Origin of the sequence: Arthrobacter sp. 24S4-2 (assembly GCF_005280255.1) — a bacterium.
Lineage (GTDB): Bacteria > Actinomycetota > Actinomycetes > Actinomycetales > Micrococcaceae > Arthrobacter.
This window is the reverse complement of sequence record NZ_CP040018.1, coordinates 1,496,224-1,521,646: the sequence shown is the minus strand read 5'-3', so window position 1 is coordinate 1,521,646 and position 25,423 is coordinate 1,496,224. Positions and strand designations below refer to the sequence as shown.

The window sequence follows — 25,423 nt, the reverse complement described above, 5'->3', positions numbered from 1 at the left end:
ACAAAAACTAGTTAACAAGCTGACGTGCCGGGACCCCGGGCCCGTTTTGCGAGTAGCGCCCTGCGGGCCAGGTACCTATCGCCGGGGTGGCGCGTTGCCTGATACTGCTGCGTCCCCTCCGAGCCCGGCAGCCCCCGCCAACTCGTCACGTCCCGCGATGCCAAGCTTCAGATAGCAGCGGTACAGGTGTCCCTCCACGGTGCGGACCGAGATCTGCAGCTTGTCCGCGATCATGCGGTCGCTGAGGCCGGTTGCAGCGAGTCCGACAATGATCTGTTCCCGTTTGGTCAGGATGGGGGCTACGGTGTCCGGCTGCGCCTCGCTGCCGGCATGGCCCAGCTCCTCGTTGCACCGGGCAATGCCGGAGCGGGCCAGCGCGGCCAGGTCCCGGTTCCTGCTGCGGTCCACGAAGGTCATCGCGGCCGAATAGGCGTCCGAGGCCAGCTGGAATGCTGTGGCCGCGAATAGTGCATCCCCCGCGCGGAGGTAGAGTTCGGCCCCGCCGTCGGACAGCGCGGCGCAGTATTCCGCCAGGGCCGCAGCCCACTTCCCTTCCACGACGCCGGCGACGGCTGCCAACCGTTCCAGCCTGGTGGTGTCGCCCAGGCCGAGGGCCAAGGCGAGCGCGTTTAGCTCCAGGAAAAGGGCGTCCTGTTCCGAGGCATGCTCGGCGCTCTTGTGCAGTGCCGCGATTCCGGTTCCGTCGCCGCGCAGGTGCTCGTCGCCGGCAGCCAGGAAGGCACGGGCGTGCGCGGTGACCAGGTGCATGCCGCGCTCGCCCCAGGCCTCGTAGTCGGACCGCAGCCGTTCGGCCTCCTGCTTTTGTCCCTGGGCGGCCGCAACGTAGTAGGCCATCGCCGCGCAGAAGCGGAACATCTGCTGGGGGTCGCTGTCACGGAGGGCTTCGAGGCCGGTGGTCAGCAGCTCGAAGGCGTCGGCAAGCTTGCCTTGCCGGACTGCGACATACCCCATCACGACGTACGCGGCTCCGCTGAAGGACACCATGGCGGAGCCGAAGGAGGTCTCCGCATACCCGTCCAGGAGCTGGTGCGCCTCGGCCCATTCCCCGGCGGCAAGGTCGCAGGCGACCAGGCGGACCACGATGAACTCCGGAAGAAAGAAGATGTCGTTGTCGGGAGACTGCGCCTGGCTGGAGGCATCCACGGCGAGTTGGCGGCCCTGCACCGGATAGCCCAGCGCACAAAGCCGCTCGGCCTGCAGTGCCATGGCCATGGAACGGGTAACGGCGCCGTCGGGTTCATCGAGTGGGACACCCGGGTCCAGCAGGTCCGAGAGGAGGGGGCCCATCCGCCGGTAGTCGCCCTGCAAAGAGAGGGCCATGAGCTCCACGAGGGATGCCCGGTGGGCCGTGGCGGCGAGGATGCCGGGTGCCTCCGCGGGCTTGGCCGCGGCTTCTTCTTCTCCCCATTGCCGGAGCCGGCGGGCGTCGCCGGCGATTTCCGAGGCGGGATGTCCAAGCGCTGTCCGCGTGGCCGACCTCAGCAGGCTGTTGAAGACCATGTGGCTGACTCCGTTGACGGCGTCCACGTTTTCGTTCAGGAGGGCGGCCGCTTCGTCATAGTGCCCGAGGTTGTAATGCGACCGTGCCATCACGGCGCGGGCGGTCTGTTGCAGTTCGGGGTCCCGGACCGCCCACGCGATGCGCAGGGCCGTCTCGCTCTGGAAGAGCTTGCAGGCGAGCACGGCGGCCCGGATCAGCAGGCGGCCGGGGACTTCAGCCCCGCAGTCCAGGGACCACGACACCATGCGAAGCAGTGACTCCGGCTTGTCCGTGGATAGTTCCATGCGGGCCACGAGTTCCCTGTGCAGCTGGAGGCTACGGGCCGCGGGGACGATGCGCCGCAGCACCTCCCCGTACACCGGGCTGACGAGGCGGAGCGTCGGTTCGCTGTCCACCGACTGCACCACCAGCCGCTGGTCCAGCAGTTCCTTGACGGCCGGTTCTCCGGCAATTTCTCCCACCAGCGACCTGTCCACCGGCTCGGCCAGGGCGATGAGGTTCAGCGCCTCCCGGCCATCGGCCGAGATGCGCATGAGCTGGACCTTGACGACGGCGGTGAGCTCCAGCGTGCGCACGTGGGATGACCCGGCATTGAGCCAGATTCCGTTCCGCTGGATAAGATCGCCGGAACGCTGGGCTTCCCGGACCAGGGTCTTCAGTAGCAGGGTGTTGCCGCCGGCTTCCTGCCAGAATTCACGCGACGTGCTGTTGAGGATTTTGCCGTCGAGCAGTGCCTCACAGAGGTGATGCCCTTGCTCCAGGGTCAGCGGGGCAATATCGAAGCGCTCGGCGGTGCCGTCGTGCCATAGCCGGAGCAGCGGCTGGGGTATGCCGGGACGGGGGATGCAGGTGGCTACGAGCTTGGCCCATCCGGCCTGGACGAGCTCAGAGATCATCTCCGCGGTCGCGGTGTCGAGGTCGTGGGCATCATCCACGAGCAGCAAGGCGGGTCCCGGGTTCTTTCGGGCGGCTTCCAGGTGCGTCCACAGTTCCCTCAGCACGGCAACTTTGGACGTGACATCCTCCACCGAGAGATCAGCCAGATATGGTGACAGCGCCCCATAGGGAACCGGCGCAAGGGACGGGCTTCCGTGGACAGTCATGACCGCCGTGTTGCCGCTCCTGGCGTTGTTTAGCTGGGCGAGCAGCGAGGACGCTCCGAGCCCGGCCTCTCCCACCACAAACACGGCCCAGCAGTCGTCCGAGGCCAGGGCATCGTTTACTGAGATCAGCATGTCACCCCGGTCTATCCAGGGCTCACCGGTATCCTGGCGCTGGGCTCCGGCGCGCGGGCGCACCTGGGACTTCCCGTCAGACTTGAGCGGATCCTTCAAGCTCACTCCTCGATGAAATCCCCATTTTCGTGAAGATTTGGTAGAGATGGCCTTCCACAGTACGAATGGAAAGCTGCAGTCGGTTGGCAACCTCCTTGTTGCTCAAGCCCTGGCTGGCCATCCTGGCGACCTGCCGTTCCCGTTCAGTCAGTTCCGGTCCCACCGTGTGCGGCATCAGCGGCAGCACCGGCAGTGTCTCCACCAGCCGGTCCAGACGGTGCTGGGCTGCCCGTGCGGATTGGGAATCCCCTTTTTCCCTGGCGATATCCAGTGCCAGCACTACGCACCGTGACTCCACGGCGTCGAGGTGGAGTTCATGGGCCAGGGCCGCCGCCTGAAGCAGGACTTTGGCGTCTTTCTTTCTACTCCCCTCCCCGACCAGACGGTTCACTCCGGCCATTTTTCCTTGCCTTCGGGAGGAAACCTCGGTCAGCAGGATCAGCTCTTCCTCCGTTCCATGCACGGTAGCACCAAACAGGCTGATGGATGCAGTGGTTGTCCGACCCTTGGAAATGTCTTCGTGCGCGGACTCGATCAGCTTCTGCTTGGCGCCCGGGTCCTTGAGCCAGCGCTTGGCCATCCGGACGCAGAAATCTGCCATCCAGGAGGTGAACCACGCGACGTGCTGGTCCTCCTGGGCTGCCAGGTCCAGGAAGTTGCGCGACTCCTGGATGTCGCCTGCCTGGGCGTACGCAAAGGCCAAGGCGGAGCAGGCAAGTGACGGGCCATAGTAACTCCGCCGGATCTCCAGCTGGGCCTGGGCGCCGAGCAGCGTGTCAATCGCCAGGTCGGCCCTTCCGGCGTACGTGTATGCCACTCCCAACGCAAGTTCCGCTGCCCCGCCGAGGTACTGCATGATCTTGGGCTTCTGGTCCAATGCCTCCGTGAGGATCCGGACGCAGTCTTCCCACTGGCCGCTGCAAAGGAGGGCAGCGAACAACCCTTCAGCCCGCCAGCTCAGCATTCCGGGAACGGCGTTGGACTGTTCCATTTTTTGCTGGACTTCGGCCGCCAGGGCGACTGCGTCCGCTTCCCTGCCGAGGATGGCCCATGCCATGGTCAGCAGGCAGCCGCAATTCAGGACGTAAAGCGGATCGCCCTCTTCCTTGTAAGCCCGTTCCAGGTCTTCGGCAACGGCTTCGTAATCGCCTTGGTGGACCAGTTGTTCGAATTCGGCGAGGCGGATCAGCTCATGGGCGCGGGCGAAGTCGGCTGGGGTTTCGTTGCCGATGGAGGCCCTCTCCCGGCGGGCCAGTTCGTGCCGGGCCGTCGAAAGTATCCCGCCGATTCTGCCGTAACCGCCGTGGATCCACAGCAGCGAACTGCAGAAGTCCAGAATGTAGTTTGCGTAGGCGGCCGCCGGGAGTTCCGACAGTTGCTCGGCAGTGACGTCCTCGAGCACGGCGACTGCCGATTCGTGCTCGGCGAGCGTCATGTAGGCGGCGGCCCTCTGCTGGGCCGCTTCGGCCCAGTACGGGTCTTCGATGCGGATCTGCGCCAACGACTCAAGGGCGAACATCGGGTCGAAAAGCCGGTTCGCCGCGGCGGCAGCGGCCAGGGCAAAGGCCGGCTCCACGGGCTCCCCGCAGTCAAGCGTCCAGGCAACGTAGCCGAGGAGTTCCTCGACGTCCATCTCGGCCGGGGTGGCACCGACCACCCTGTCCACCAGCCGGTGCAGTTCCTTGCGCCTGGGCAGGTCCATCCAGCCCCGGATGACTTCGCCGACGTATTCGTCCTTCAGGCTGACCCAGCGCCGGCCTGTTTCAGCAACCTGCAGGTAACCGGCCTTTTCCAGGTCCGCCACCACTGCGGGGTCGAGGACGTCCATAAGGACGAACAATGGAACGCGCCTGATCAGGGCAAGCCACTCCAGCCCCTCTCTGACCTTCGGGGTCTCCCTGGCCAGTCTGGACCGGACAAGGTCCACGAGGGCGTCCGCTTCCGCGAGGTTAATTCCGCCTTTGAGTGCCCATACCTTCCCGGCGAGGTGGAGGTTACCGGAGCGCAATTGCTCGATAACAATGGCCTGCAGCACCAGGGGATTTCCGCCGCTGGCCGCGTACAGGGAACTTGCTGCCGTGGCCGTCACCGGGCGCCCCAGGACTCCCGCAAGCAATTTGCCGACCTCCGCGCGCGAGAAGACCTCGAGCCGCACTTCCTCCAGCGACTTGTTGCGGAGTAGCCGAATCAGGTCTTCGGGCATGTCCGTAACGTTCCGGACGGTGACCATGATCTTGGCGGCACCACTCAGGATGAGCTGCATGAGGACTGCCGTGCTCATGCTGTCGATTGACGGCAGATCTTCCAGGACCACCAGGACCGGACGTCCGGCGGCGTCTTCCCGTATCAGGCGGGAAATGCCGTGCACAATTTCGCCGGCTGATTCAAGGGAATGCCCCGGCAACCGGGCAACCAGGAACGCCAATTGCCCAAAGGGAATTGCAGGATCCGTGGTGGTTCCGTGAAGGTGGATAATATGCGTCTGCGCCACGAGTTTGGCCTCGACGGCCCGCGCGAAGGTGGACTTGCCGACGCCTTGCGCACCGACCACAACGACGCCGTGAAGGTCGCTCTCCCGAAGGACGGAAACAACTGAGGCCTGGACGTCCTGCCGCACCAACGACGACCACTTACGCCGCTCTGAGGCGCCCATGCCCCGGCGTTCAGTCTCCAGCAGCCCCCCATGTTCAGAGCCGTGTGATGCAAACACGATCGATCACGCTACCTTCGTGGCTCCAGCTGATGCGACTTGGGTGAGCCGTCGGGTGTTAAGTTTTCCGATGCCGCCAAACGAGGCATCAAGACCTTGAATCTGAAAATTACCATAGCAGATATGACTAAACAATTAGGCGGCTAAATTGAATTGGTTAACCAATTGCCTGGGTGTTCGTCAGGCTCCCTCCCCCGGCGCAGAAACGAGTCACTGAGCAGCGGTGTGAAATTTCTGCTGCGCGGCAGGGAGTCCGTCCCTGACCACAGTTTCCACCGCATCCGCCGCGTCGTCCAGCAGGAACGGCAATTCCTTCTTCTCGGCGGTGGCGAAGTCCTTCAGGACGAAGTCTGCGGTGTCCATCCTGCCGGGCGGACGCCCCACCCCCACGCGTACGCGCAGATAGTCCTTGGTGGCCAGGGCCTTCGAAATGTCGCGGAGGCCATTGTGGCCCCCTTCGCCGCCGCCGATCTTCAGCTTGACTGTGTTAAAAGGAATGTCGATTTCGTCGTGGACCGCAACCACCCGGTCGGCACCGATGTCGTAGAACCTCGCCAGCGCCGACACGGGTCCGCCCGAGACGTTCATGTAGCTCATGGGCTTGGCCAGCACAACACGGGGGCCGCCGATGCCCAAACGGCCCTCCAGGACGTGTGCCCGCGCTTTGTGCACCTTGAAGCTGCCGCCTATCCGGCGCGCCAGTTCGTCCAGCACCATCTGGCCGACGTTGTGCCGGTTGTTGCTGTATTCGGTGCCGGGGTTGCCAAGCCCTACGATCAGCCAGGTGTCAGTCATGGATCAGTCCTTCGGTGGGCCAAGTCAGGGCGGGACGCCTTAGGCGGGGAAGCCGGCGCGGTTCGGCGCAGGGGGGATGCTGGCTCCGGAGCGGCGCGCGGCGCCGGAGACGACGGCGGCCGGGCCCCAAAGGGACCCGGCCGCCGGAGAATTCGTCGGAACTACTCGGCGGCGACCGAGGATCCTTCGGTGGTGTCGGCCGAAGCCGCTTCCTCGGAGACCTCGGTGGCCTCGGAGATGTGAACGACGAGAGCCTCGGCGTCGGCCAGCAGGACGGAGCCCTTCGGCAGGACCAGGTCGGAAGCGTGGATGTGCTCGCCGGCGGTGCGGCCCTCAATGCTGACCTCGACGGCGGTGGGCAGGTGGGTTGCCTCGGCCTCGAGGGACACGGTGGTCATTTCCTGGTTGTACACGTTGCCCGGAGCCAGTTCGCCGGTCAGGTGAACGGGCACGTCAACGGTGACCTTCTCGCCGGTGCGGACGGTCAGCAGGTCGAGGTGCTCGATGATCTGCTTGATCGGGTTGCGCTGGATGTCCTTGACCAGGGCCAGGTGCTGTTCGCCGTTGATGTCCAGGGTCAGCAGGGCGTTGGCGGTGCGAACGGCCAGGGTGGTGGCCTTGGACGGCAGGGTGATGTGGATCGGCTCGGCGCCGTGGCCGTAGATGACGGCCGGGATCAGGTTGGCCATGCGGGCGCGGCGGGCGAAGCCCTTGCCGAATTCGGTGCGTACTTCTGCTGCGAGCTTCTGCTCAGACATGTGTTTCTCCTTGAAGACTAAACGGTGTTCAGCAAGGGCGGAGGTCTGTTGCGACCTTCAACGCCGGGCGGCCCGTAGGCGGCCCTTCAAGAAGGGAGGTTCAGACCCAGTCGATAACGGAGACCTGCCCTGGTTTTCCGTGGATACGGTTTCCCGTACCTCCGGCTCTCCAGTGCTCTCCCTCGCCAAGGTTTCGTTGAACAGCTTACCAGCGTCGGGCCCGGTACTGAAAACGGGCCCGACGCCGGCCGGCCAGGTTACCGGCCAGCCACGCTGCGGAAGTCAGGCGTTGCCGTCGAACAGGCTGGTGACGGATCCGTCGTCGAACACTTCACGGATGGCGCGTGCAATCAGCGGCGCGATGGACAGCACTGTCAGCTGCGGGAAGCGCTTGTCGGCCGGAATGGGCAGCGTGTCCGTGACCACCACCTCGCGGGCGCCCGACTCGGAGAGCCGGCGGGCGGCCGGGTCGGAGAAGACGGCGTGGGTAGCAGCGATGATGACATCCTTGGCGCCGGCGTTCTTGAGCACCTGGACGGCCCCGGAAATGGTTCCGCCGGTGTCGATCATGTCGTCGATCAGCACGCAGGTGCGGCCTTCGATCTGGCCCACCACGGTCTTGGACACGGCCTGGTTCGGAACCGTGAGGTCGCGGCTCTTGTGGACGAACGCCAGCGGGGCACCGCCGAGGCGCTCGGCCCACTGTTCGGCCACGCGCACGCGGCCGGTGTCCGGCGAAACCACAGTGATGTTGTCCGCGGCGACGCGGGTGCGGATGTAGTCAGCAAGCAGCGGGATGGCCATGAGGTGGTCCACGGGGCCGTCGAAGAATCCCTGGATCTGCGAGGTGTGCAGGTCAACGCTCATGATGCGGTCGGCACCGGCGGTCTTGTACAGATCCGCCACCAGGCGGGCGGAAATCGGCTCGCGGCCGCGGCCCTTCTTGTCCTGGCGGGAGTAGGGGTAGAACGGCGACACCACGGTGATGCGCTTGGCGGATGCCCGCTTCAGCGAATCAATCATGATCAGCTGTTCCATGAGGTGGTTGTTCAGCGGTGCCGGGTGGGCCTGGATCACGAAAGCGTCGGTGCCGCGGACACTTTCTCCGGCGCGCACGTAGATCTCCCCGTTGGCAAAATCGTAGGCATCCACCGGCAGCAGTTCAGTACCCAGCTCCTTGGCGATCTCCCGCGCAAGCTCGGGGTGTGCCCGCCCAGCGGCGAGAACCAGTTTCTTCTCGCCGCGTGCCGTAATTTCGGTCATGATTGCGTGCCTTCTTCTGTAGGTGCCGGGGTGCTTGGGGAATCCAGGGGCGGCTGTGCCGCGGCTGTTTCGCTGACCGGCGCCGTTGCCCCCGCGGCTTCGGCCAGTACTGCTGAGATGGAGCCAGGGCGGTGCGAGACGACCCAGCCTTCTGCGTTCCGCTGTTTGGCCACGGAGATTGCCAACGCGCCCGCGGGAACGTCCTGGCGGATCACTGCGCCGGCACCGCTGTAGGCGCCATCGCCCACCCGGACCGGAGCAACGAACACTGTGTTGGAGCCCGTGCGCACGCCCGAGCCGATCACGGTGCGGTGCTTGTTCTCGCCGTCGTAATTGGCCGTGATGTTGCCGCAGCCGATGTTGGTGTCCTCGCCGATCTCCGCATCGCCGGCGTAGCCGAGGTGTGACAGCTTGGAGCCGCGGCCGATCGTGACGTTCTTCGTCTCGTAGAACGCGCCGATCTTGCCGGTCTCCCCCAGCACCGTGCCCGGGCGGAGGTACGTGAACGGACCCACGTTGGCGTTCGCGCCGATCGTGGAACCGGAGCCGTGCGTCCGGGTCACCTTGGCGCCTTCGCCGACAGTAACGTCGGTCAGCGTGGTGTCGGGGCCGACGACGGCGTCGCGCGCCACCGTCGTGGTGCCGTGCAGCTGGGTGTTGGGCAGGATGCGGACGTCCTCCGCCAGTGTCACTGTGGAGTCGATCCAGGTGGTGGCCGGGTCCACAACGGTTACTCCCGCGCGCATCCAGGCTTCGACGGTGCGGCGGTTGTGTTCGGCGCCGAGGGCTGAGAGCTGGACGCGGTCGTTGGCGCCCTCAACCTGCCAGCGGTCGGTGGTGACAACCGCGGCCACGCGGCCCCCGGCAGAGCGCGCCAGCCCAAGCACGTCGGTGAGGTACATCTCGCCCTGGGCGTTGTCGGTGGTGACGTGGGCCAGGGCGTCACGCAGGACGGCGGCGTCGAACGCGTAGATTCCGGAGTTGATCTCCCGGATTCCGCGTTCTTCATCGGACGCGTCCTTGTGCTCACGGATTCCGGTGACGGTGCCGTCTGCGGCGCGCAGGATGCGTCCGTAGCCGGCGGCGTCGTCCAGGACGGCGGTGAGGACGGTGACCGCATTGCGTTCGTGCTCATGGATCAGGACCAGTTCGGCCAGCAGCTCCGCGGAGAGCAACGGCACATCGCCGTACGTGACCACCACGGTGCCGCCCAGCGGGCCACCGGCGTCGAGCGCTTCCAGCGCCGCCTGCACTGCACGTCCGGTGCCGGGGATTTCATCCTGATCCACAATCAGGGCTGCAGGGTCGAGCCGGGAAACGTGGGCCACCACAAGGTCGCGTTCGTGGCGGACCACCAGGGCAAGCCGCCGGGGATCAATGGTGCGGGCTGCCCGCAGGGCGTGGCCGACAAGCGACAGGCCACCGATTTCGTGAAGGATCTTGGGGGTCCGGGACTTCATCCGGGTACCCGCACCTGCAGCTAGGACGATGACGGCGGCCGGGCCGGTTGTCTCGGGGCTCACGTACAGGCTCTCCTTGCTTGGTGGATCTCAGTTGCGCGCACTTTCACACCCTGCCAGCCTGATCCGGATACGTCACCCGTCAACAGCGGCAGTTCCGCCCATAGGATTCGAACCTATACTCCACGGCTCCAAAGGCCGGGGTGCTGCCATTACACCAGGGCGGACCGTGCCCGGACCCGAAGCCCCGCGGCACGAGAACCAATTCTGCCACGAAGGTCGGCGCACTTGCGACTCGGGGCTCCCCTCCCAAGGCATTCCCGTTAAGGCATGATTGGACGGTGAGCAAGATCAACGGTGCACCCGACGGTGCCGCAAACCTTCCGGGCAGGCCCGCCAGAGCTGCCGGATACGTTCCCCGGTCACGGATGACCGGGCCGCAGCGCCGCTCACAGCTGATCGAAATCGGGCGCGGCCTGTTCGCCATCCGCGGCCTGGACGGCACCACGATCGAGGAGATTGCCGCCGCTGCCGGTGTCTCCAAGCCGGTGATCTATGAGCACTTCGGATCCAAGGAAGGCCTCTACACCCAGGTGGTGGAGTACGAGTTCCGGATCCTGCTGGCGGCCATCAACGATGCCATCACGGATGAGGCCAAGCCCCGGGTCCAGGTGGAGCGTGCCGCCCTGGCGCTCCTGACATACATTGAGGACCGCACGGACGGTTTCCGGATCCTGATGCGCGACGCGCCGCCGTCCCAGCCCGAGGGGGCCTTCTCCACGCTGCTCTCCCACGTCACCGCCCGGGTGGAGCACATCCTGTCCGACGAATTCGCCCGACGCGGATTCAGCGCTGCCGACGGTGCCATGTACGCGCAGATGCTGGTGGGGATGGTGGCCATGACCGGGCAGTGGTGGCAGGACAGCCGCAAGCCGGACAAGCGCGCCGTGGCAGCACACCTCGTGAACCTCGCCTGGAACGGCCTCACCGGCCTGGAGAAGGAACCCGAGCTGAAGTCCGAGGCTTAGTCTGGCCACCTACGCGGTGCAGCCGCCCTTCGCCGTCGTCCGTGCCCACCTTCGCAGTGCAGCCGCCCTTCGCCGTCGCTTAGACACGAGCCATAGGGGCCCAACGGTCGCTGAGCGACCTTGGGGGCCCGATGGCTCGCGATGCGCTCCTACGCGAAGGTCCCCCGCACCGCTATTGCCGACAGTTCCGTTCGGGGATCACCAACTTCCGCAATTGCCGAAGGTTCCGGGATGCCCACAGTTCCACAGAGGTGAGGTGACTACCCGCGCCGGGCGGCGGTTCTTCCGAAAGGAGCGCATCGCAGCACATCGGAGCGCGCAGGTCGCCCAGCGACCGGAGCGCTCCCTATGTGATGTGTCTAAGCGACGCGGAAGAGCCGTCGTCCGGCACCCCAGCAGGGGCGCCGTCCGGCACCCCAGCTGCGACGCTTACTCCCCGAGGACTTCCAGGGCTTCCAGCCATTCGAGTTCCAGGCCTTCGCGTTCTTCGGCGAGGTCCTTGAGCTTCTTGTTCAGCTCGGCGAGCTTGCCCACCGCTGAGGGGTCGGCGGCCGCGGTGGTCATTTGGGCGTGGATCTTGTCTTCCTGCTGCTTCAGCTTGCCCAGCTGGCGGTCGATCCGGTTCTTGGCCTTGCGTGCGTCGCGCTTCTCGGCTTCGGACGGGCCGGCAACGGCCGGGGCCGAACCGCCGGTTGACCCGGTGACCGGGTTTCCGCCACCGGTAATCGTGGAACCGGCCAGCGCCGACTCGCGCAGTTCGAGGTACTGGTCAACGCCCCGCGGCAGGGCGCGGATCTTGCCGTCACCCAGCAGTGCCATCTGGTGGTCGGTGACGCGCTCCAGCAGGTAGCGGTCGTGGCTGACCACCACCAGTGTGCCGGGCCAGCCGTCCAGGACGTCTTCGACGGCGGCCAGGGTGTCGGTGTCGAGGTCGTTGGTCGGTTCGTCTAGCATCAGTACGTTCGGTTCGCCCACGAGGAGGCGCAGGAGCTGGAGGCGGCGGCGCTCGCCGCCGGAAAGGTCACGGACCGGGGTCCACTGCTTCTCGTTGGTGAAGCCAAGCTGTTCAACGAGCTGGCCGGCGCTGAATTCCTTGCCGCCCACGTTGAAGGAACGCTTTTCCCGCTCGATGACCTCGATGACGCGCAGGTCCGCAACGTCGTCGAGCTCTTTGACCTCCTGGGTCAGCACGGCGGTGACAACTGTCTTGCCGCGCTTGACCTTGCCGGAAGATGGCTGGATTTCGCCGTTGAGGAGCTTCAGCAGGGTGGTCTTGCCGGCGCCGTTGACGCCGACCAGCCCCAGCCGCTCCCCCGGCGCGAGGCGGAGGGTGATGTTATTGAAGAGTTTCTGCCCGGGCTCGCCGCCCAGGAAGTCCAGGGTGACGTTCTCGAGGTCCAGCACGTCCTTGCCCTGGCGTGCCGTAGCCATCTTGCTCAGTGCCATCGAGTCGCGCGGTTCGGGGACGTCGGCAATCAGGGCGTTGGCGGCCTCGATGCGGAACTTGGGCTTGGCAGTGCGGGCCGGGGCTCCGCGGCGCAGCCAGGCGAGTTCCTTCTTGACGAGCTGCTGGCGCTTGCCTTCCATGACCGATGCCGAACGGTCGCGTTCGGCGCGGGCCAGGACATACGCGGCGTAGCCGCCCTCGAAGGGGTCCATGATGCCGTCGTGGATTTCCCAGGTCTTGTTGCAGACTTCGTCAAGGAACCAGCGGTCGTGGGTGACCACGAGGAACGCGCCCTGGTTGGCCCGCCAGCGGGTCTTCAGGTGCCGCGACAGCCAGGCCACGCCCTCGACGTCGAGGTGGTTGGTGGGCTCATCGAGCATGATGACGTCGTGGTCTTCGATGAGGAGCTTGGCAAGGGCCACGCGGCGCTTCTGCCCGCCGGACAGGGCGTGGACGTTGGCGTGCCAGTCGACGTCGGAGACGAGCCCGCCCATGACCTCGCGGATCTGCGGGTTGCGTGCCCATTCGTAATCCGCCTGGTCGCCGACGATGGCGGCACCGACGGTGAGGTCGCCGTCGAGCACGTCGCTCTGGTCGAGGTAACCGATGTTGACGTCGCCGCGCTTGGTCACCCGGCCGGAATCAGGGGTGGAGCGCAGCGCCAGCAGGCGCATGAGCGTGGACTTGCCGTCGCCGTTCCGGCCCACCATGCCGATCCGGTCGCCCTCTTCGAGTCCGAGGGTGAGGCCGTCGAGGACGGTGCGGGTTGCATACGAGACCGTGAGGTTCTCGCCGCCGAGCAGGTGGGCCACTGGGAACTGCTTTCTTCGGTGGAAATTTCTTTAGGTGTCAGGAGCTGGGAGCTGACCTGGGTCAAAAGCTACTAAAGGAGCGTATCGGAGATGATGCGCGCGCCGTGCACCGGTCCGTGGACGGCCAGGGCGGTCAGGCCGTGGTGGCCGAGGTCTTCGGCCAGCCCGGCAGCCGCAGCCGGGCTGTGCGTGAGCAGGGCGATCGTGGGGCCGGAGCCGGAGACCAATCCGGCGATGGCCCCGCAGGATTCACCGAGTCCAAGGGTATCCCGCAGCCCGGGTGCCAATTCAATGGAGGCCCGCTGGAGGTCGTTGACCAGGACCCGGCTGAGGGCGTCGGCGTCGCCGCTGCGCAGCGCCTGCAGGATCTTCGGGTCCACGGCGGTGGGCTCCTCGACGGCCACTCCCTCGGCCAGGCGGAGCCGGTCCAGCGTCCGGAAGACATCCGGGGTGGACAGCCCGTAGTCAGCGGTCACCAGGACCCAGTCCATTTGCGCTTTGGCCAGCGCGGGCGACAACTCGTCACCCACCCCCAGTCCGACGGCGGTGCCGCCGAGCAGCGAAAACGGGACATCGGCGCCGAGTTCAGCAGCCAGGTGCGCCAGCTCATCCCGGGACAGCCCGCTGTTCCACAGGGCGTCGCAGGCGAGCAGGGTGGCCGCCGCGTCGGCGGAACCTCCGCCCATCCCGCCGGCCACCGGGACGCGCTTGGTGATTTCCAGGTGGACGCCGGTGGAGTGCTCGGACACGTCGGCCATGATCGCGGCCGCCCGGTAGGCGAGGTTCCGCTCGTCCAGCGGGATGTCGACGTCGGACAGGTCCAGGGTGCTGGCCGGGCTGATGCTTACCGTTATGCCCTCCGCGGCGGAGCTGGTGGCGGCCACTTCCTCGTAGAGGGAAACCGCGAGGTAGACACTGGCAACGGAGTGGTAGCCGTCCCCACGCAGCGGGCCCACATCCAGCGAGACATTGATTTTGCCGGGCGCCTTGACCCGGACCGTCCTCGCGGCAAAGCGCCCTCTCACTGCGTTCATGAGTACAAGCTATGGCATGGCGGTGTCCGGCTCCAACCATGCGAGGTGACGGTGACGCGGAAAGCGGAAGCTCTGTCCGGACTCAACCCAGCGCCGACTGGCGGGCTTCGGCAATGCGTGCGAACGCTGCGATATCGATCACTTCACCCCGAGCGGTGGGATCCACACCCGCGGCCCGCAGGCACCTCTCAGCTTCCGCTGCACTTCCGGCCCAGCCGGCAAGTGCTGCCCGCAGGGTCTTCCGGCGCTGCGCGAAAGCGGCGTCGATGACTGCGAATACCTGTTCGCGGGTGGCCGAAGTCACCGGCGGCTCACGGCGGGTGAAGGCCACGAGCCCGGAATGGATCTTCGGCGCCGGCCAGAAGACATTCATGCCGATCACGCCGGCCTTGCGCATGCTGCTGTACCAGGCTGCCTTCACCGACGGCACTCCGTAGGTCTTGGATCCGGGACCGGCAGCCAGCCGGTCCGCCACCTCGTCCTGGACCATGACCAGTCCGTGCCGAAGGCTCGGGAAGTGCTGCAGGAGGTGGAGCACCACCGGCACCGCCACGTTGTAGGGAAGGTTCGCCACGAGCGCTGTCGGCTCAACGGGCAGTTCGGTCACCCTCATGGCGTCCGCCAGCACCAGGTGGAAATCCTTGGCGGCGTCGGGGCGCCACTGCTGCACGGTGTCCGGCAGTTTTCCGGCCAGCACCGGGTCGATTTCGACGGCGACAACAGACTTGGCGGCGTCCAGCAGTCCGAGCGTGAGGGACCCCAGCCCGGGACCGACCTCGAGTACGGTCTCATCGGCGTGGATGTCCGCCGCGGCAACGATCCTGCGGATGGTGTTGCCGTCGATGACAAAGTTCTGGCCGAGCGTTTTTGTGGGGCGGACCCCGACCTCCTCGGCGAGCCGGCGGACATCGGAGGCGCCCAGCAGGGGTGCGGGCGCGGTGCCGGGGGCGGCGGGGGTCGGTTCAGTCACCTAGGTATCCTATCCCGTCGGCCTGCGCCGGCCGCGCCGGCGAAGCGCCTCTTCAGGGACGGCAAAGGCCGGGTCCGGCGGTCCGGACCCGGCCTTTGATTACCCTCAGAGTTCCCTGCTGGCGGTGGTCAGCTGCCGCGAGGGGTGTTGGACTGTGGGACGGCTGCTAGCTGCTTGCTGCCCAGCCGCAGCCCCAGGGCGAAAGACCGCGCTGCGCGTATACGCGGTTTGCGATATCGATCTGCTGGGCCTTGGTCGCGAGGCTGGCATTGGGTGCATAGGCACCGCCGCCGGCGCTAACCCAGGTCTGGATGTCGAACTGCAGTCCGCCGTAGTAGCCGTTGCCCGAATTGATGGACCAGTTGCCGGTGGATTCGCACTGGGCAATCTTGTCCCACATGGCTTCGTTCATCATGGCGGGCGCTGACGCTCCGGTATTTGCACCCGCCGCTTCCGCCTTGGGCTTTTCCTTGGTGCCGACGGTGACCTTTTCGGTCACCGGCTGGACGGAAACGGTCTCGGAGACGAGGGTCCGGGAGGCTTCGCGGCCGTCAACCAGCACCAGCTTGAAGTTCTTGTCCACCTTGCCGGGCACGCCGGCCTGGGTGACTTTCTTCTCGCCCACGAACATGTCGGCGCTTTCGGAGCTCAGGGTTTCGAACGGAACCTCTTCGGAAGTGGCCGCCGTCTTCGAGGCATCAACCCTGGAAACCTTGATCACCATGTTGTTGACGACATGGGCGTTTCCGGGCTGGGAGACGCGGTCGGCGGCACCAACCGCAACCCCGGTCTCCTTGAGGACCTCAGCCACGGAGGCCGCGGTGGTGGTGGCTTTTGAAGCCTTGCCGTCCGCGAGGACGCTCACTGTCTTAGGGGTGGAGATGGCCACGAAGGAACCGGACACGGCAAGCTGGGCGTCCTTCGGTGCGGACACCTCGGAGGCGCTGGCGACACCCAGTTCAGTAACGAGCCCCTCGACGTTCGCCGAAGTGGTGTTGACCGTCTTCTCGGCACCGTCGAGGCTGATCTTCACAGCCTTGGCGAGGTTGACGTTGATGACAGAGCCATCCTCCACGCGGGCGTCCGCCGCCGGGGATACCCGGTCCGCAGCCTGCAGCTCCACCTTGGCACTCTTGACCACTTGGCCCACTGTCCCCCGAAGGTCTGGACGGAACTTACTTTTCCGTCCACGTTGAGGGTGACTGTCTTGTTGTTGCCTACGAAGGCCACCAGGCCCAGCACGAGTGCGGAAAGCACAACCAGCTGGGCGCCGACCTTGACGAAACTGAATTTACCGTCCGAAGTGAAGAACTTGACCACGATTGCCCGTAACTCTAGGACCATCCGGGCACGGGGAAAAACGCACATCACCCACCGACGCAAACACCCTCAGGGCAACTCCGGACATGGTCCGGATGTTTGCAGCAGACGTGTGCGCCGCCATACTCAGGACTCCGCAGACCCGCCTCTCGGCAGGCCCGGAACTGAGTGAAATTATCCGAAGGCCTTCCCCGACCCCGGCTAATAGTTATCCACTGTAACCGAAGCGTTATAAAGCAACCAAGATTCTGTGCATACCTGGTATTCCTGAACGTGCTCTGGGCAGAAGCCCGTTCAGTCCCAGGATCCGTACGCCCGCAGGGAATTTTGGGCTATTTGCGCGCAAATCTCGGACAAGTCTGTGCTTGTCAATTCGGCCATGGACCGGACCGTATGCGGGATCAGGTAGCTCGCGTTGGGCCGGCCACGGAAGGGATGCGGGGTCAGGAAAGGAGCATCGGTTTCCACCAGGATCCGGGTGGGCTCGGCGATGGCGAGCGCGGCGCGCAGATTGGCCGCATTCTTGAACGTGACGGTCCCCGCGAAGGACATGTACCAGCCCTCGGTGTTGCAGATCCGTGCCAGCTCTTCGTCGCCCGAGAAGCAGTGGAACACCACCCGCTCCGGGGCCCCCTCCTCGCGGAGGACCTGGACCACGTCATCATGGGCATCTCGGTCGTGGATCTGCAGGGTCAGGCCCAGGCGCTTGGCGATGTCAATGTGGCGTCGGAACGAATACCGCTGATGCTTCAGGCCTTCTCCTTCGGTGCGGAAGAAATCCAGGCCCGTCTCACCGATGGCCCGGATCCGGGGATGCGCGGCAAGGGCCTCGATTTCGGCCAGGGCGTCCTCCAGCTCCCCGCGGGCGGCGTAGTCCGGCGCGTCATTGGGGTGGATGGCCACGGCGCCGAGCAGCCGCTGATCCAGGTCAACTGCCTGGACGGTGAACCTCGAGGACTCAAGGTCGCAGCCAACCTGCACGGCTCCCCGGACGCCCACCGACGCGGCCGTGTCCAGCGCGGCGGCAATGTCCACTTTGACGTCGGCGTTCGGAAAGTCCAGATGGGTGTGGTTGTCCATCACCGGGACGGGGAGCGGCTCCGGTGCCGGCGGATAGCCATGCCGGCCCGAGCCGTCGCTTCCGGGCGCGCGAAACGGAACTGGCGTCAACGGGGTGATCATCCTTCTACCCTAGCCTCCCTCCCGGTTGCGGATGCCGCCGGGAATTACCGGAACTCCCTGTCGGGTCCAGCGGTTGTGTTAGTAGTCTGGTAGGCATACGGGCGAATGCCCGACGGCGGGCGCCGCAGCTGTTTGCCAACCCGTGCCAGGCTTCCACCCAGGGCTGAAAGGCTGCCGATGGACTCCCACAGACGCACCACAGTAGATGAAGCACTTCCGGAAGGGCAGAGCTTCCCCGGCGGTGCGGGAGTGGTCGGAAACCAACTCAACGGGCACAAGCCTCCGGCGATGGACGCCGAGGCTTTCCACGCCGCCAGTGAACGCATCCTGTCCGCCATCAATACCGTGATCGACGGAAAAGCCGAGGCCGCGAAGCTGGCCCTCACGGTTCTGCTGGCGCAGGGGCACCTGCTGCTCGAGGACGTTCCCGGCGTCGGAAAGACGCTGCTGGCGAAGACGCTTGCCCGCACCATCGACTGCTCCGTCAGCAGGATCCAGTTCACCCCGGACCTCCTTCCCTCGGATGTCACCGGCGTGTCGATTTACAACCAGGCGTCGCGGCTCTTCGAGTTCAGGCCCGGTGCCGTCTTCGCCAACATCGTCATTGGTGACGAGATCAACCGTGCCTCGGCCAAAACCCAGTCCGCACTCCTGGAGTGCATGGAAGAGCACCAGGTCACTGTCGACGGGAACTCCTACAAGCTGGATGAACCCTTCATGGTGGTGGCCACCCAGAACCCCATCGAAATGGAAGGAACCTACCCGTTGCCGGAGGCGCAGCGGGACCGGTTCATGGCCCGGATCTCCATGGGCTACCCGGACAAGGACTCCGAGATCGAAATGCTGGAGACCCACCAGGCGACGTCGCCGCTGACGAAGGTGACCGCCGTCGTCACGTCCGCCGATGTGGCGGCCATGATCGCCGCCGTCCAGCGCGTCTATGTTTCGCAGGCGGTCAAGGAATACACGGTGTCCCTCGGCCGTGCCACACGCGAAAGTGCCATGCTCCGGCTCGGTGCCAGCCCGCGGTCCATGCTGCAGTTGCTGCGGGCCGCCAAGGCCACGGCTGCGCTGGAGGGAAGGGACTTTGTACTCCCCGATGACGTCGTGAACGTAGCCGAAGCCGTCCTGGCCCACCGGATCATCCTTGACCGGAAGGCCGCCAGCACAGGCGAGACCCCGCACAGCGTCATCCGCAGCATCCTGGCCAAGCTGCCTGTGGCCCAGGAGGTGCCCGCTGTACCGTCCCGTGCCGGGGGCCAGCGCGGCGGCCCGGACCAGCGGCACACGCGTTAGCCGGCGGCGGCCACCATGGCAGTGACGGACAGGATTCCCGGTCACCTCTTCAGCACACGCGGCTGGGGGCTGCTGGCGGCCGGCGTGGTGTCGCTGCTGGCGGCCCAGGTGATGGGCCGCCGTGACCTGCTCACCCTCGGCATCCTCATGCTGGTCCTCCCGCTCGTGTCCCTCGCCGGGATCCGAGTCCTCAAACCCCGCTTCAAGGTGTACCGCGAGTTCAACCCGGCCAGCGTCGAAACCTCGTCCACCACCACCGTGCGGCTTGCCGTGGCGCGGACCGGCACGGCCACGGGACAGGTGATCATGGAGGAGCACCTGCCGCCGCGGTTCGGCGAATCACCGGCATTCCGATTCCCGGCGCGCTCTGCCGTCGGCGGGACCAGCCGGTACGAGTACCACCTCCGCTCCGGCAAGCGGGGACAGTTTGTCATCGGCCCGGTGACCGCCGAATTCACGGACCCCTTCGGCCTGTCGCTGCACCGCCACGCGATCGACGACGGCGACACGCTGACCGTGACTCCCGCCGCCGTCGAGCTCCCCGCGACGGGACTTGCCGGCGCGCGCGGGAACGACGGCGTCACCGCGACGCGGATCCGTGCCAATCCGAGCGACGACGACGTCATGACCCGGGAATACCGCCACGGGGATCCGATGCGGCGGGTGCACTGGCCGGCCACCGCGAGGCACGGTGCCCTGATGGTGCGGCAGGAGGAATCCGTCACCACGCCGGAGGCCACCATCATCCTGGACCAGCGGTGGGCATCCTTTGCGCGGGGGCCGGGGGCTGCCTTTTCCGGCACGTCCGGCCAAGACGGCCACGAACTGATCACCAGCGATACCTTCGAATGGGCCGTCACGGCGGCCATGTCAGTCAGTGCCCACCTGGCGGAACGCAATTATGCGCTGCGTTTGCTGGACCCTTCGGGAGAACCGGCCTTCCTGCATTCCCCGTCGGCCCCCAACCCGGGTCGGAGGAATACACCGGCTCCGGCGGCCTGCAGTCCATTGCCGAGAGTCTGGCCGCCATCCAGCTGACCGGCGCCCACCACGCCCACCACGCCCAGGCGCCCGAATCGGGACTGCACCCCTTCGACGACCGGCTCATGGACAAGCTCTCGGCCCACCGCCAGAGAGGACCGATCATGGCCATCCTCGGGCATCTCCAGGACGCCGACGCCCGCTCGCTGTCCGCCGCGGCCGTGTTCGGGGCCAACGCGTTTGCGATCATCGTCACCGAACACCCGGGCGACTGCCACGCCGCCCTTGAGTCGCTGCGGTCCGGGGGCTGGCGGGCTGTCGCGGTTGCCCCCGGCACTTCGCTGCCGGCCGCCTGGTCCTATTTCGACCAGCGTGATGCCGCGGCCGCAACAGCCGCCGCGGATGTCCGACGCGGCACAGGGGTCAGCCGATGACTCTCAGTCCCCACCGGGATGCAGGCGCCGGTCCGGCCACCGGCCTCGCGCCACAGCTCCTGGCCCCGCCACAGGACCCCGCCGCCCGGTCACGGCGGGTGGGGCCGCAGCCATGGGTCATGGCCGGTGCCGTCTCCGTGTCGGTGGCAGGTACCGCCGTTGCCCTCAACGGGGTCCTGCGCGGCTGGGCCTGGTATCCTCCGGTGCTGACCACTGTCTGCGTCGTTGCGTTGGCGATAGCCGCCCTGAGGTCCCTGCGCGCCCATCCGTTCCTCGTGGCGCTGGGCGGTTTTGCGTCACTGGTCTTCATTCTGGCCTTCACGTTCTTCCGCAAGGAAAGCATTGCCGGGTTCATTCCGTCCGGCGACACCATGGCGCAACTGGGGAGATACCTGCGCCGGGCGAGCGAGACCGTCCTCGCCGAGAGCTCCCCGGTGGCACCAAACGCGGGCATCGTACTGGTGACCTGCGCAGTGCTGGGGCTCGTCGTGATCCTGGTCGATGCACTGGCTGTGCCGCTGGCAATGCCGGCCACCAGCGGGCTGGGCCTCCTGGCGATCCTGGTGGTGCCGGCCATGGTCAAACCGCAAAGCGTGGGCTTTTGGGGGTTTGCGGCCGCAGGCGCCGGCTACCTGATGATCCTCGCCTGCAGCCAGTGGTTCGCCCCGGACAGCCGGACCACGGCGGACACCGCACGCAACCCCGGGCAGTTCCGCCGCGCCGCCCTCACGGGCGGAGTGGCACTGGTCGTTACGCTTGTCCTGCCCCTGGCCATCCCGGGCTTCGATCAGGGCACCTTCCCGCAGGGTTCCCGGCTGAACCCCTGGGCTCATCCACCGGGCTGAATCCCATGATCAGCCTGGGCAACAGCCTGCGGAGCCCCACCGGTGACGGGCGCATCACCTATGCCTCCAACGCCACCAGTCCCCAGTACCTGAGGTCCGTCACGGTGGACCGTTTCGACGGCGATTCCTGGTCCCCGGACGACCGTGAGGCTTCCCGCCGGGTGGGGGTGGGCAGGATGGACCCAGGGTACGAGATCCTGGCCGACGAGCAGGTCCGCCTGGTCACGGCCATCAACACCGGCCGTTTCACGAGCCCGTACCTGCCGGTGCCGTACGCCCCTGACGCCGTCAACGGCCTGGACGGCCGGTGGAGCTGGGATCCGGCCACCCTGAGCATCAAGGGCGTGGACACCAACTCACGGAACCAGCAGTACGTGGTGCAGTCCACCGTTCCCAAACTGACCCCGGAACTGCTCTCGCAGTCTTCGGCACCGGTCCGTGGCATCTCCGAGGAATTCATCCGGCCGCCCAACAATGTGCCGGACATCGTGCGCACCACGGCGGACAAGGTAACGGAGGGAAGCCGGACGGCGTACGCCAAGGCCATGGCCATTCAGAACTACCTGCGGTCCGTGGAGTTCACGTACTCGCTGCAGTCCCCGGTGCAGGGCGGCTATGACGGCAACGGGCTCTCCGTGCTCGCGGACTTCCTCACGCAGAAGAGCGGTTACTGCATTCATTTCGCCTCCGCCATGGCCGTGATGGCCAGGCTGGAAGGCATCCCCAGCCGAATCGCGGTGGGCTACGCCCCTGGCCGCTCCACAGGTGCCACGGTCTCGGTCCCCGGGCAAGGCGCGCTGCCCGAGTACGAGGTGGATTCCCGGGACGCGCATGCCTGGCCCGAACTCTATTTCCAGGGCCTCGGCTGGGTAGCGTTTGAGCCCACGCCCTCGCGCGGCTTCGTTCCGGACTACGCGTCGCAGCCCTCCACTCCGGGCGGCGCCAGCACGAACGAAAACAACGATGGCCTGATCCCGTCCAACGCCGCCACCCCCGGCGTGACGCCGAGCCCCACGCCCGCGCCGTTGCCGGGCCTGGACTCTTCCGGGGCTGCGGGCAACCGGCTGGCACTTCCGCTCTACGGCGCCTTGGGCGTCCTGTTCCTGGGTCTCCTCGCCGCCACACCACGGCTGGTGCGGGTCAGCTTGCGTTCGCGCCGGCTCCGGGGCACGCCTGCCTCGGGCGGGCGTTCACCGGAATCAGCCTGGTCGGAGCTCCAGGACCTGGCCACCGATTACGGGGTGCCCCCGGTATCAGCGAAACGCCAAGACACTTTTCCGGCCGGTTTGGGGGTCAGGGGCGCTGGGCGGGCCGGACGAAGCAGACGACGCCGGTGCCCGCGCGGTGGCCTCGCTCACCGCGGACTTCGAACGGCAGCAGTACGGCCGGCCGCCCGGGCACACCGCGGCGGCCGGAAATTGGGCGGCCGGCGTTCCGGCTGCCGGCATTTCGGCGGCCGACAGGATCGCCCGGGTCCAGGCGTCCCTGCGCAGCCACTCGCGGCCGGCGAAGCGGTTCCGGGCGGAATGGTTCCCGCCGTCGGTCATGATGCGATGGGGGCAGGTGGCCTCCGCGCCGTTCCGCGCAGCCGCCCGTCCCGCTGCCAAACTGGGGCAGGCCGCCGCGCTGTCCTGGCGGACGGTGCGCGACGGCCTGCGACGGTTGCGGCAGGGGTAGCCTGGCAGGAACTGCCTGGCCGGCGAACTGCTAGCTGGCGTACGGGTCGGCGATGCCGATGTACTGGGTGTAGAGGTATTCCTCGATGCCCTCCAGGCCGCCTTCGCGGCCCAGGCCGGACTGCTTGACGCCGCCGAAGGGTGCGGCCGCGTTGGAGATGACGCCGGCGTTCAGGCCGAGCATGCCGGTTTCGAGGCGTTCGCCCATCCGGATGCCGCGGTTCAGGTCGCGGGTGAAGACGTAGGCGACCAGCCCGTATTCGGTGTTGTTCGCCAGCCGGATTGCCTCGTCCTCGGTATCGAAGGTGATGATCGGGGCGACGGGGCCGAAGATTTCCTCGGACAGGATCCGGGTGCCTTCGGTGACGCCGGTGAGGATGGTGGGCTGGTAGAAGTACCCCGGGCCGTCCACCGGCCCGCCGCCGGCCACGGCCACAGCCCCGGAAGCCACCGCGTCGGTGACGAGTTCGTGGACCTTGTCCCGGCTCTTGGCATCGATCAGCGGGCCCACCTTGGACTCCGGCTCGGTGCCGCGGGCCGTGGTCATGTCCTTCATCTTCGCGGCGAACTTCTCCGCGAACTCGGCCGCGACGGACTCGTGCACGATGAACCGGTTCGCCGCGGTGCAGGCCTCGCCCATGTTCCGCAGCTTCGCCAGCATCGCCCCGGCCACCGCGGCGTCAACGTCGGCGTCCTCGAACACCACGAACGGGGCGTTCCCGCCGAGTTCCATCGAGGTCCGGAGGACGGTTTCGGACGCGTCCGAGAGCAGCCGGCGGCCCACCTCGGTGGACCCGGTGAAGGAGAGTTTGCGCAGCCGGGCGTCCTTGACCAACGGGCCCGTAGTGGCACCGGCCGTGGACGTGGGGATGACGTTCAGGACACCGGCGGGCAGGCCGGCTTCCATCATCACGGACGCGAACAGCTGCGAGGTCAGCGGCGTCAGGTTCGCGGACTTGAGCACCATCGTGCAGCCGGCCGCCACGGCCGGGGCGATCTTCCGGGTGGCCATCGCCAGCGGGAAGTTCCACGGCGTGATCAGCAGGCACGGGCCCACCGGCTTCTTGGTCACCAGCAGCCGGGATTTGCCGTCCGGGGACACCGAGTAGCGGCCAAACGCACGGACGGCCTCCTCGGAGAACCAGCGCAGGAACTCCGCACCGTAGGTGACCTCGCCGCGGGCCTCGGCCAGCGGCTTGCCCATCTCCATCGTCATCAGCAAAGCGAAGTCCTCCGCCCGGGCCGTGACCATTTCGAAGGCACGGCGCAGGATCTCCGCGCGCTCACGGGCCGGAACCTTCGCCCAGGAATCCTGCGCGGCAGCGGCTGCGTCCAGGGCGGCCATGCCGTCCTCGGGGCCCGCATCGGCAATGCTGAGCAGGACCTTGCCCGTGGCGGGGTCCTCGACGTCGAACGTCTTACCGGACGCCGCCGGGCGCCACTGCCCGTTGATCAGCAATCCGGTGGGAACAGAAGCGAGCAGCTCGCTCTCGCGCTCCGCAGTAACGGTGGGCTGTGCAGTTACAGTCACGATGACTCCCTCGTCAGCAATTTGGGGTTGGGGTGTAATCAGCTTTCGGCTGGTTTAATGCCACGGTACTGCCGGGCGCTCAGCGCAGTCTATGCATGCGTGCACTACGCGGTTCGGTTGTTGCTGTGCAGCTGCACAAGTTTCCTAGCGGGCAGCAAGGACCGCGGAGTAGAGCTCCCGCTTGCTCACTTTGGCGTCTTCGGCAACAGCGGCCACCGCTTCCTTGAGGCGGATTCCCTGTTCAATGAGGCCGTTGACGGCCGCCACGTGGTCCTCCGGCTTGCCGGGCTCGCGTTCCGGGGCGCCGCCCACCACCACGGCAATTTCACCGCGCACTTCGTTGCCCTCGGCCCACAGGAGGAGTTCGCGCAGCGAGCCGCGGATGACCTCTTCATAGGTCTTGGTCAGCTCCCGGCACACAGCGGCGGGACGGTCCGGTCCAAAGCGTTCACGCAGGGCGCGCAGCATGGGTTCCAGCCGGTGGGGAGCTTCGAAGAAAACCATGGTGCGGCGTTCGGCGTCGAGCTCCGAGAGGCGGGAGGCGCGTTCACCAGCCTTCCGGGGCAGGAAGCCTTCAAAGCAGAAGCGGTCCGTGGGGAGGCCTGAGAGGGCGAGGGCCGTCAGGACTGCTGACGGGCCCGGCACCGCAGTGACCGTGAGCCCGGCCGCCACTGCGCCTTCCACCAACCGGAACCCCGGGTCCGAGACGGCCGGCATTCCTGCGTCGGTCACCATCACGATGGTCTTGCCAGCCCGTACCTGGTCCAGCAGCTCCGCGGTTTTCACGGCTTCGTTGTGCTCGTGGTAGCTGATGACCCGCCCGCCCACGGTGATGCCGAGGTTCTGCACCAGCCGGTGCAGCCTCCTGGTGTCTTCGGCGGCGACGATATCGGCGGTGGTGAGGAGCTCAACCAGCCGGGGGACGCATCCCCGACGTTCCCAATGGGCGTCGCCGCGAGCACGATGCGGCCGGGCTGCCCGTCCATGGAGCGGCCCGCCGGCTCCAATGCCGCAGCCGAATCCCT

Annotated in this window: 14 protein-coding genes, 1 tRNA gene and 4 pseudogenes; 5 read left to right on the top strand and 14 right to left on the bottom strand. The window is 66.7% G+C overall.

What is annotated here, in order from left to right:
- Window positions 1–75 precede the first annotated feature (75 nt).
- From FCN77_RS07085 to FCN77_RS07055, 7 genes are all read right to left on the bottom strand, one after another.
- Window positions 76–2,757 carry a helix-turn-helix transcriptional regulator gene (locus tag FCN77_RS07085; RefSeq protein ID WP_217496246.1) on the bottom strand — a complete coding sequence of 894 codons (2,682 nt, stop codon included), beginning with the start codon at window positions 2,755–2,757 and terminating at the stop codon, window positions 76–78.
- A 76-nt stretch (window positions 2,758–2,833) separates the two neighbouring features.
- On the bottom strand, window positions 2,834–5,566 hold the full coding sequence (locus FCN77_RS07080) for a LuxR family transcriptional regulator (RefSeq protein WP_175417176.1): 2,733 nt from the start codon (window positions 5,564–5,566) through the stop codon (window positions 2,834–2,836).
- A gap of 210 nt (window positions 5,567–5,776) precedes the next feature.
- Complete coding sequence (gene pth / locus FCN77_RS07075) at window positions 5,777–6,361, bottom strand: aminoacyl-tRNA hydrolase (protein ID WP_137321692.1); 585 nt, start codon at window positions 6,359–6,361, stop codon at window positions 5,777–5,779.
- Window positions 6,362–6,522: 161 nt separating this feature from the next.
- On the bottom strand, window positions 6,523–7,119 hold the full coding sequence (locus FCN77_RS07070) for a 50S ribosomal protein L25/general stress protein Ctc (protein WP_137321691.1): 597 nt from the start codon (window positions 7,117–7,119) through the stop codon (window positions 6,523–6,525).
- Between the two features lie 282 nt (window positions 7,120–7,401).
- Complete coding sequence (locus FCN77_RS07065; protein ID WP_011691079.1) at window positions 7,402–8,382, bottom strand: ribose-phosphate diphosphokinase; 981 nt, start codon at window positions 8,380–8,382, stop codon at window positions 7,402–7,404.
- Window positions 8,379–9,905: a bifunctional UDP-N-acetylglucosamine diphosphorylase/glucosamine-1-phosphate N-acetyltransferase GlmU gene (glmU, locus tag FCN77_RS07060; RefSeq protein ID WP_137321690.1), complete on the bottom strand. Its 1,527-nt coding sequence runs from the start codon at window positions 9,903–9,905 to the stop codon at window positions 8,379–8,381. The genes FCN77_RS07065 and glmU overlap by 4 nt, the downstream gene beginning before the upstream one ends.
- Window positions 9,906–9,997: 92 nt before the next feature.
- Window positions 9,998–10,069: transfer RNA gene (locus FCN77_RS07055), tRNA-Gln, on the bottom strand.
- A gap of 201 nt (window positions 10,070–10,270) precedes the next feature.
- On the opposite strand from FCN77_RS07055, the gene FCN77_RS07050 reads away from it, so the two are divergent.
- Window positions 10,271–10,870 (top strand): TetR/AcrR family transcriptional regulator, encoded by a 600-nt coding sequence (locus tag FCN77_RS07050; RefSeq protein ID WP_137324681.1) that lies wholly within the window; start codon window positions 10,271–10,273, stop codon window positions 10,868–10,870.
- Between the two features lie 429 nt (window positions 10,871–11,299).
- On the opposite strand, the gene FCN77_RS07045 is transcribed toward FCN77_RS07050, so the two are convergent.
- From FCN77_RS07045 to FCN77_RS07025, 5 genes and pseudogenes are all read right to left on the bottom strand, one after another.
- A complete protein-coding gene (locus FCN77_RS07045; protein ID WP_137321689.1) occupies window positions 11,300–13,129 on the bottom strand; it encodes an ABC-F family ATP-binding cassette domain-containing protein in 1,830 nt (609 codons plus the stop codon).
- A 71-nt stretch (window positions 13,130–13,200) separates the two neighbouring features.
- A complete protein-coding gene (locus FCN77_RS07040; RefSeq protein ID WP_137321688.1) occupies window positions 13,201–14,163 on the bottom strand; it encodes a 4-(cytidine 5'-diphospho)-2-C-methyl-D-erythritol kinase in 963 nt (320 codons plus the stop codon).
- Between the two features lie 82 nt (window positions 14,164–14,245).
- On the bottom strand, window positions 14,246–15,133 hold the full coding sequence (rsmA, locus tag FCN77_RS07035; protein ID WP_137321687.1) for a 16S rRNA (adenine(1518)-N(6)/adenine(1519)-N(6))-dimethyltransferase RsmA: 888 nt from the start codon (window positions 15,131–15,133) through the stop codon (window positions 14,246–14,248).
- Window positions 15,134–15,299: 166 nt separating this feature from the next.
- A pseudogene (locus FCN77_RS27345) lies at window positions 15,300–16,453 on the bottom strand (transglycosylase family protein).
- Window positions 16,454–16,747: 294 nt separating this feature from the next.
- Complete coding sequence (locus FCN77_RS07025) at window positions 16,748–17,635, bottom strand: TatD family hydrolase (RefSeq protein ID WP_137321686.1); 888 nt, start codon at window positions 17,633–17,635, stop codon at window positions 16,748–16,750.
- A gap of 177 nt (window positions 17,636–17,812) precedes the next feature.
- Between FCN77_RS07025 and FCN77_RS07020 the strand changes: the two genes are divergently transcribed.
- The 4 genes and pseudogenes from FCN77_RS07020 to FCN77_RS27595 all read left to right on the top strand — a co-directional run bounded on the left by FCN77_RS07020 (window position 17,813) and on the right by FCN77_RS27595 (window position 22,996).
- Window positions 17,813–18,931: a MoxR family ATPase gene (locus FCN77_RS07020; protein WP_137321685.1), complete on the top strand. Its 1,119-nt coding sequence runs from the start codon at window positions 17,813–17,815 to the stop codon at window positions 18,929–18,931.
- Between the two features lie 15 nt (window positions 18,932–18,946).
- Window positions 18,947–20,346: pseudogene (locus FCN77_RS07015) on the top strand (DUF58 domain-containing protein).
- Window positions 20,343–21,535, top strand: a pseudogene (locus tag FCN77_RS27600) (DUF3488 domain-containing protein); the annotation flags it as partial. The pseudogenes FCN77_RS07015 and FCN77_RS27600, both read left to right, overlap by 4 nt.
- 201 nt (window positions 21,536–21,736) lie before the next feature.
- On the top strand, window positions 21,737–22,996 hold the full coding sequence (locus FCN77_RS27595) for a transglutaminase-like domain-containing protein (RefSeq protein ID WP_368074336.1): 1,260 nt from the start codon (window positions 21,737–21,739) through the stop codon (window positions 22,994–22,996).
- On the opposite strand, the gene FCN77_RS07005 is transcribed toward FCN77_RS27595, so the two are convergent.
- Both FCN77_RS07005 and rsmI read right to left on the bottom strand, forming a co-directional pair.
- Window positions 22,899–24,398, bottom strand: a complete 1,500-nt coding sequence (locus tag FCN77_RS07005; protein ID WP_137321684.1) for an NAD-dependent succinate-semialdehyde dehydrogenase — start codon at window positions 24,396–24,398, stop codon at window positions 22,899–22,901. The genes FCN77_RS27595 and FCN77_RS07005 overlap by 98 nt on opposite strands.
- Window positions 24,399–24,542: 144 nt before the next feature.
- Window positions 24,543–25,384: pseudogene (rsmI, locus tag FCN77_RS07000) on the bottom strand (16S rRNA (cytidine(1402)-2'-O)-methyltransferase).
- Window positions 25,385–25,423 lie beyond the last annotated feature (39 nt).

What these genes read in the sequence shown, in the direction of transcription:
- FCN77_RS07085 (WP_217496246.1), bottom strand. Translation starts at nt 2,757, where the DNA reads ATGCTGATCTCAGTAAACGATGCCCTGGCCTCGGACGACTGCTGGGCC.
- pth (WP_137321692.1), bottom strand. Translation starts at nt 6,361, where the DNA reads ATGACTGACACCTGGCTGATCGTAGGGCTTGGCAACCCCGGCACCGAA.
- FCN77_RS07070 (WP_137321691.1), bottom strand. Translation starts at nt 7,119, where the DNA reads ATGTCTGAGCAGAAGCTCGCAGCAGAAGTACGCACCGAATTCGGCAAG.
- FCN77_RS07065 (WP_011691079.1), bottom strand. Translation starts at nt 8,382, where the DNA reads ATGACCGAAATTACGGCACGCGGCGAGAAGAAACTGGTTCTCGCCGCT.
- FCN77_RS07050 (WP_137324681.1), top strand. Translation starts at nt 10,271, where the DNA reads ATGACCGGGCCGCAGCGCCGCTCACAGCTGATCGAAATCGGGCGCGGC.
- FCN77_RS07040 (WP_137321688.1), bottom strand. Translation starts at nt 14,163, where the DNA reads ATGAACGCAGTGAGAGGGCGCTTTGCCGCGAGGACGGTCCGGGTCAAG.
- FCN77_RS07025 (WP_137321686.1), bottom strand. Translation starts at nt 17,635, where the DNA reads ATGATCACCCCGTTGACGCCAGTTCCGTTTCGCGCGCCCGGAAGCGAC.
- FCN77_RS07020 (WP_137321685.1), top strand. Translation starts at nt 17,813, where the DNA reads ATGGACTCCCACAGACGCACCACAGTAGATGAAGCACTTCCGGAAGGG.
- FCN77_RS27595 (WP_368074336.1), top strand. Translation starts at nt 21,737, where the DNA reads ATGGCCATTCAGAACTACCTGCGGTCCGTGGAGTTCACGTACTCGCTG.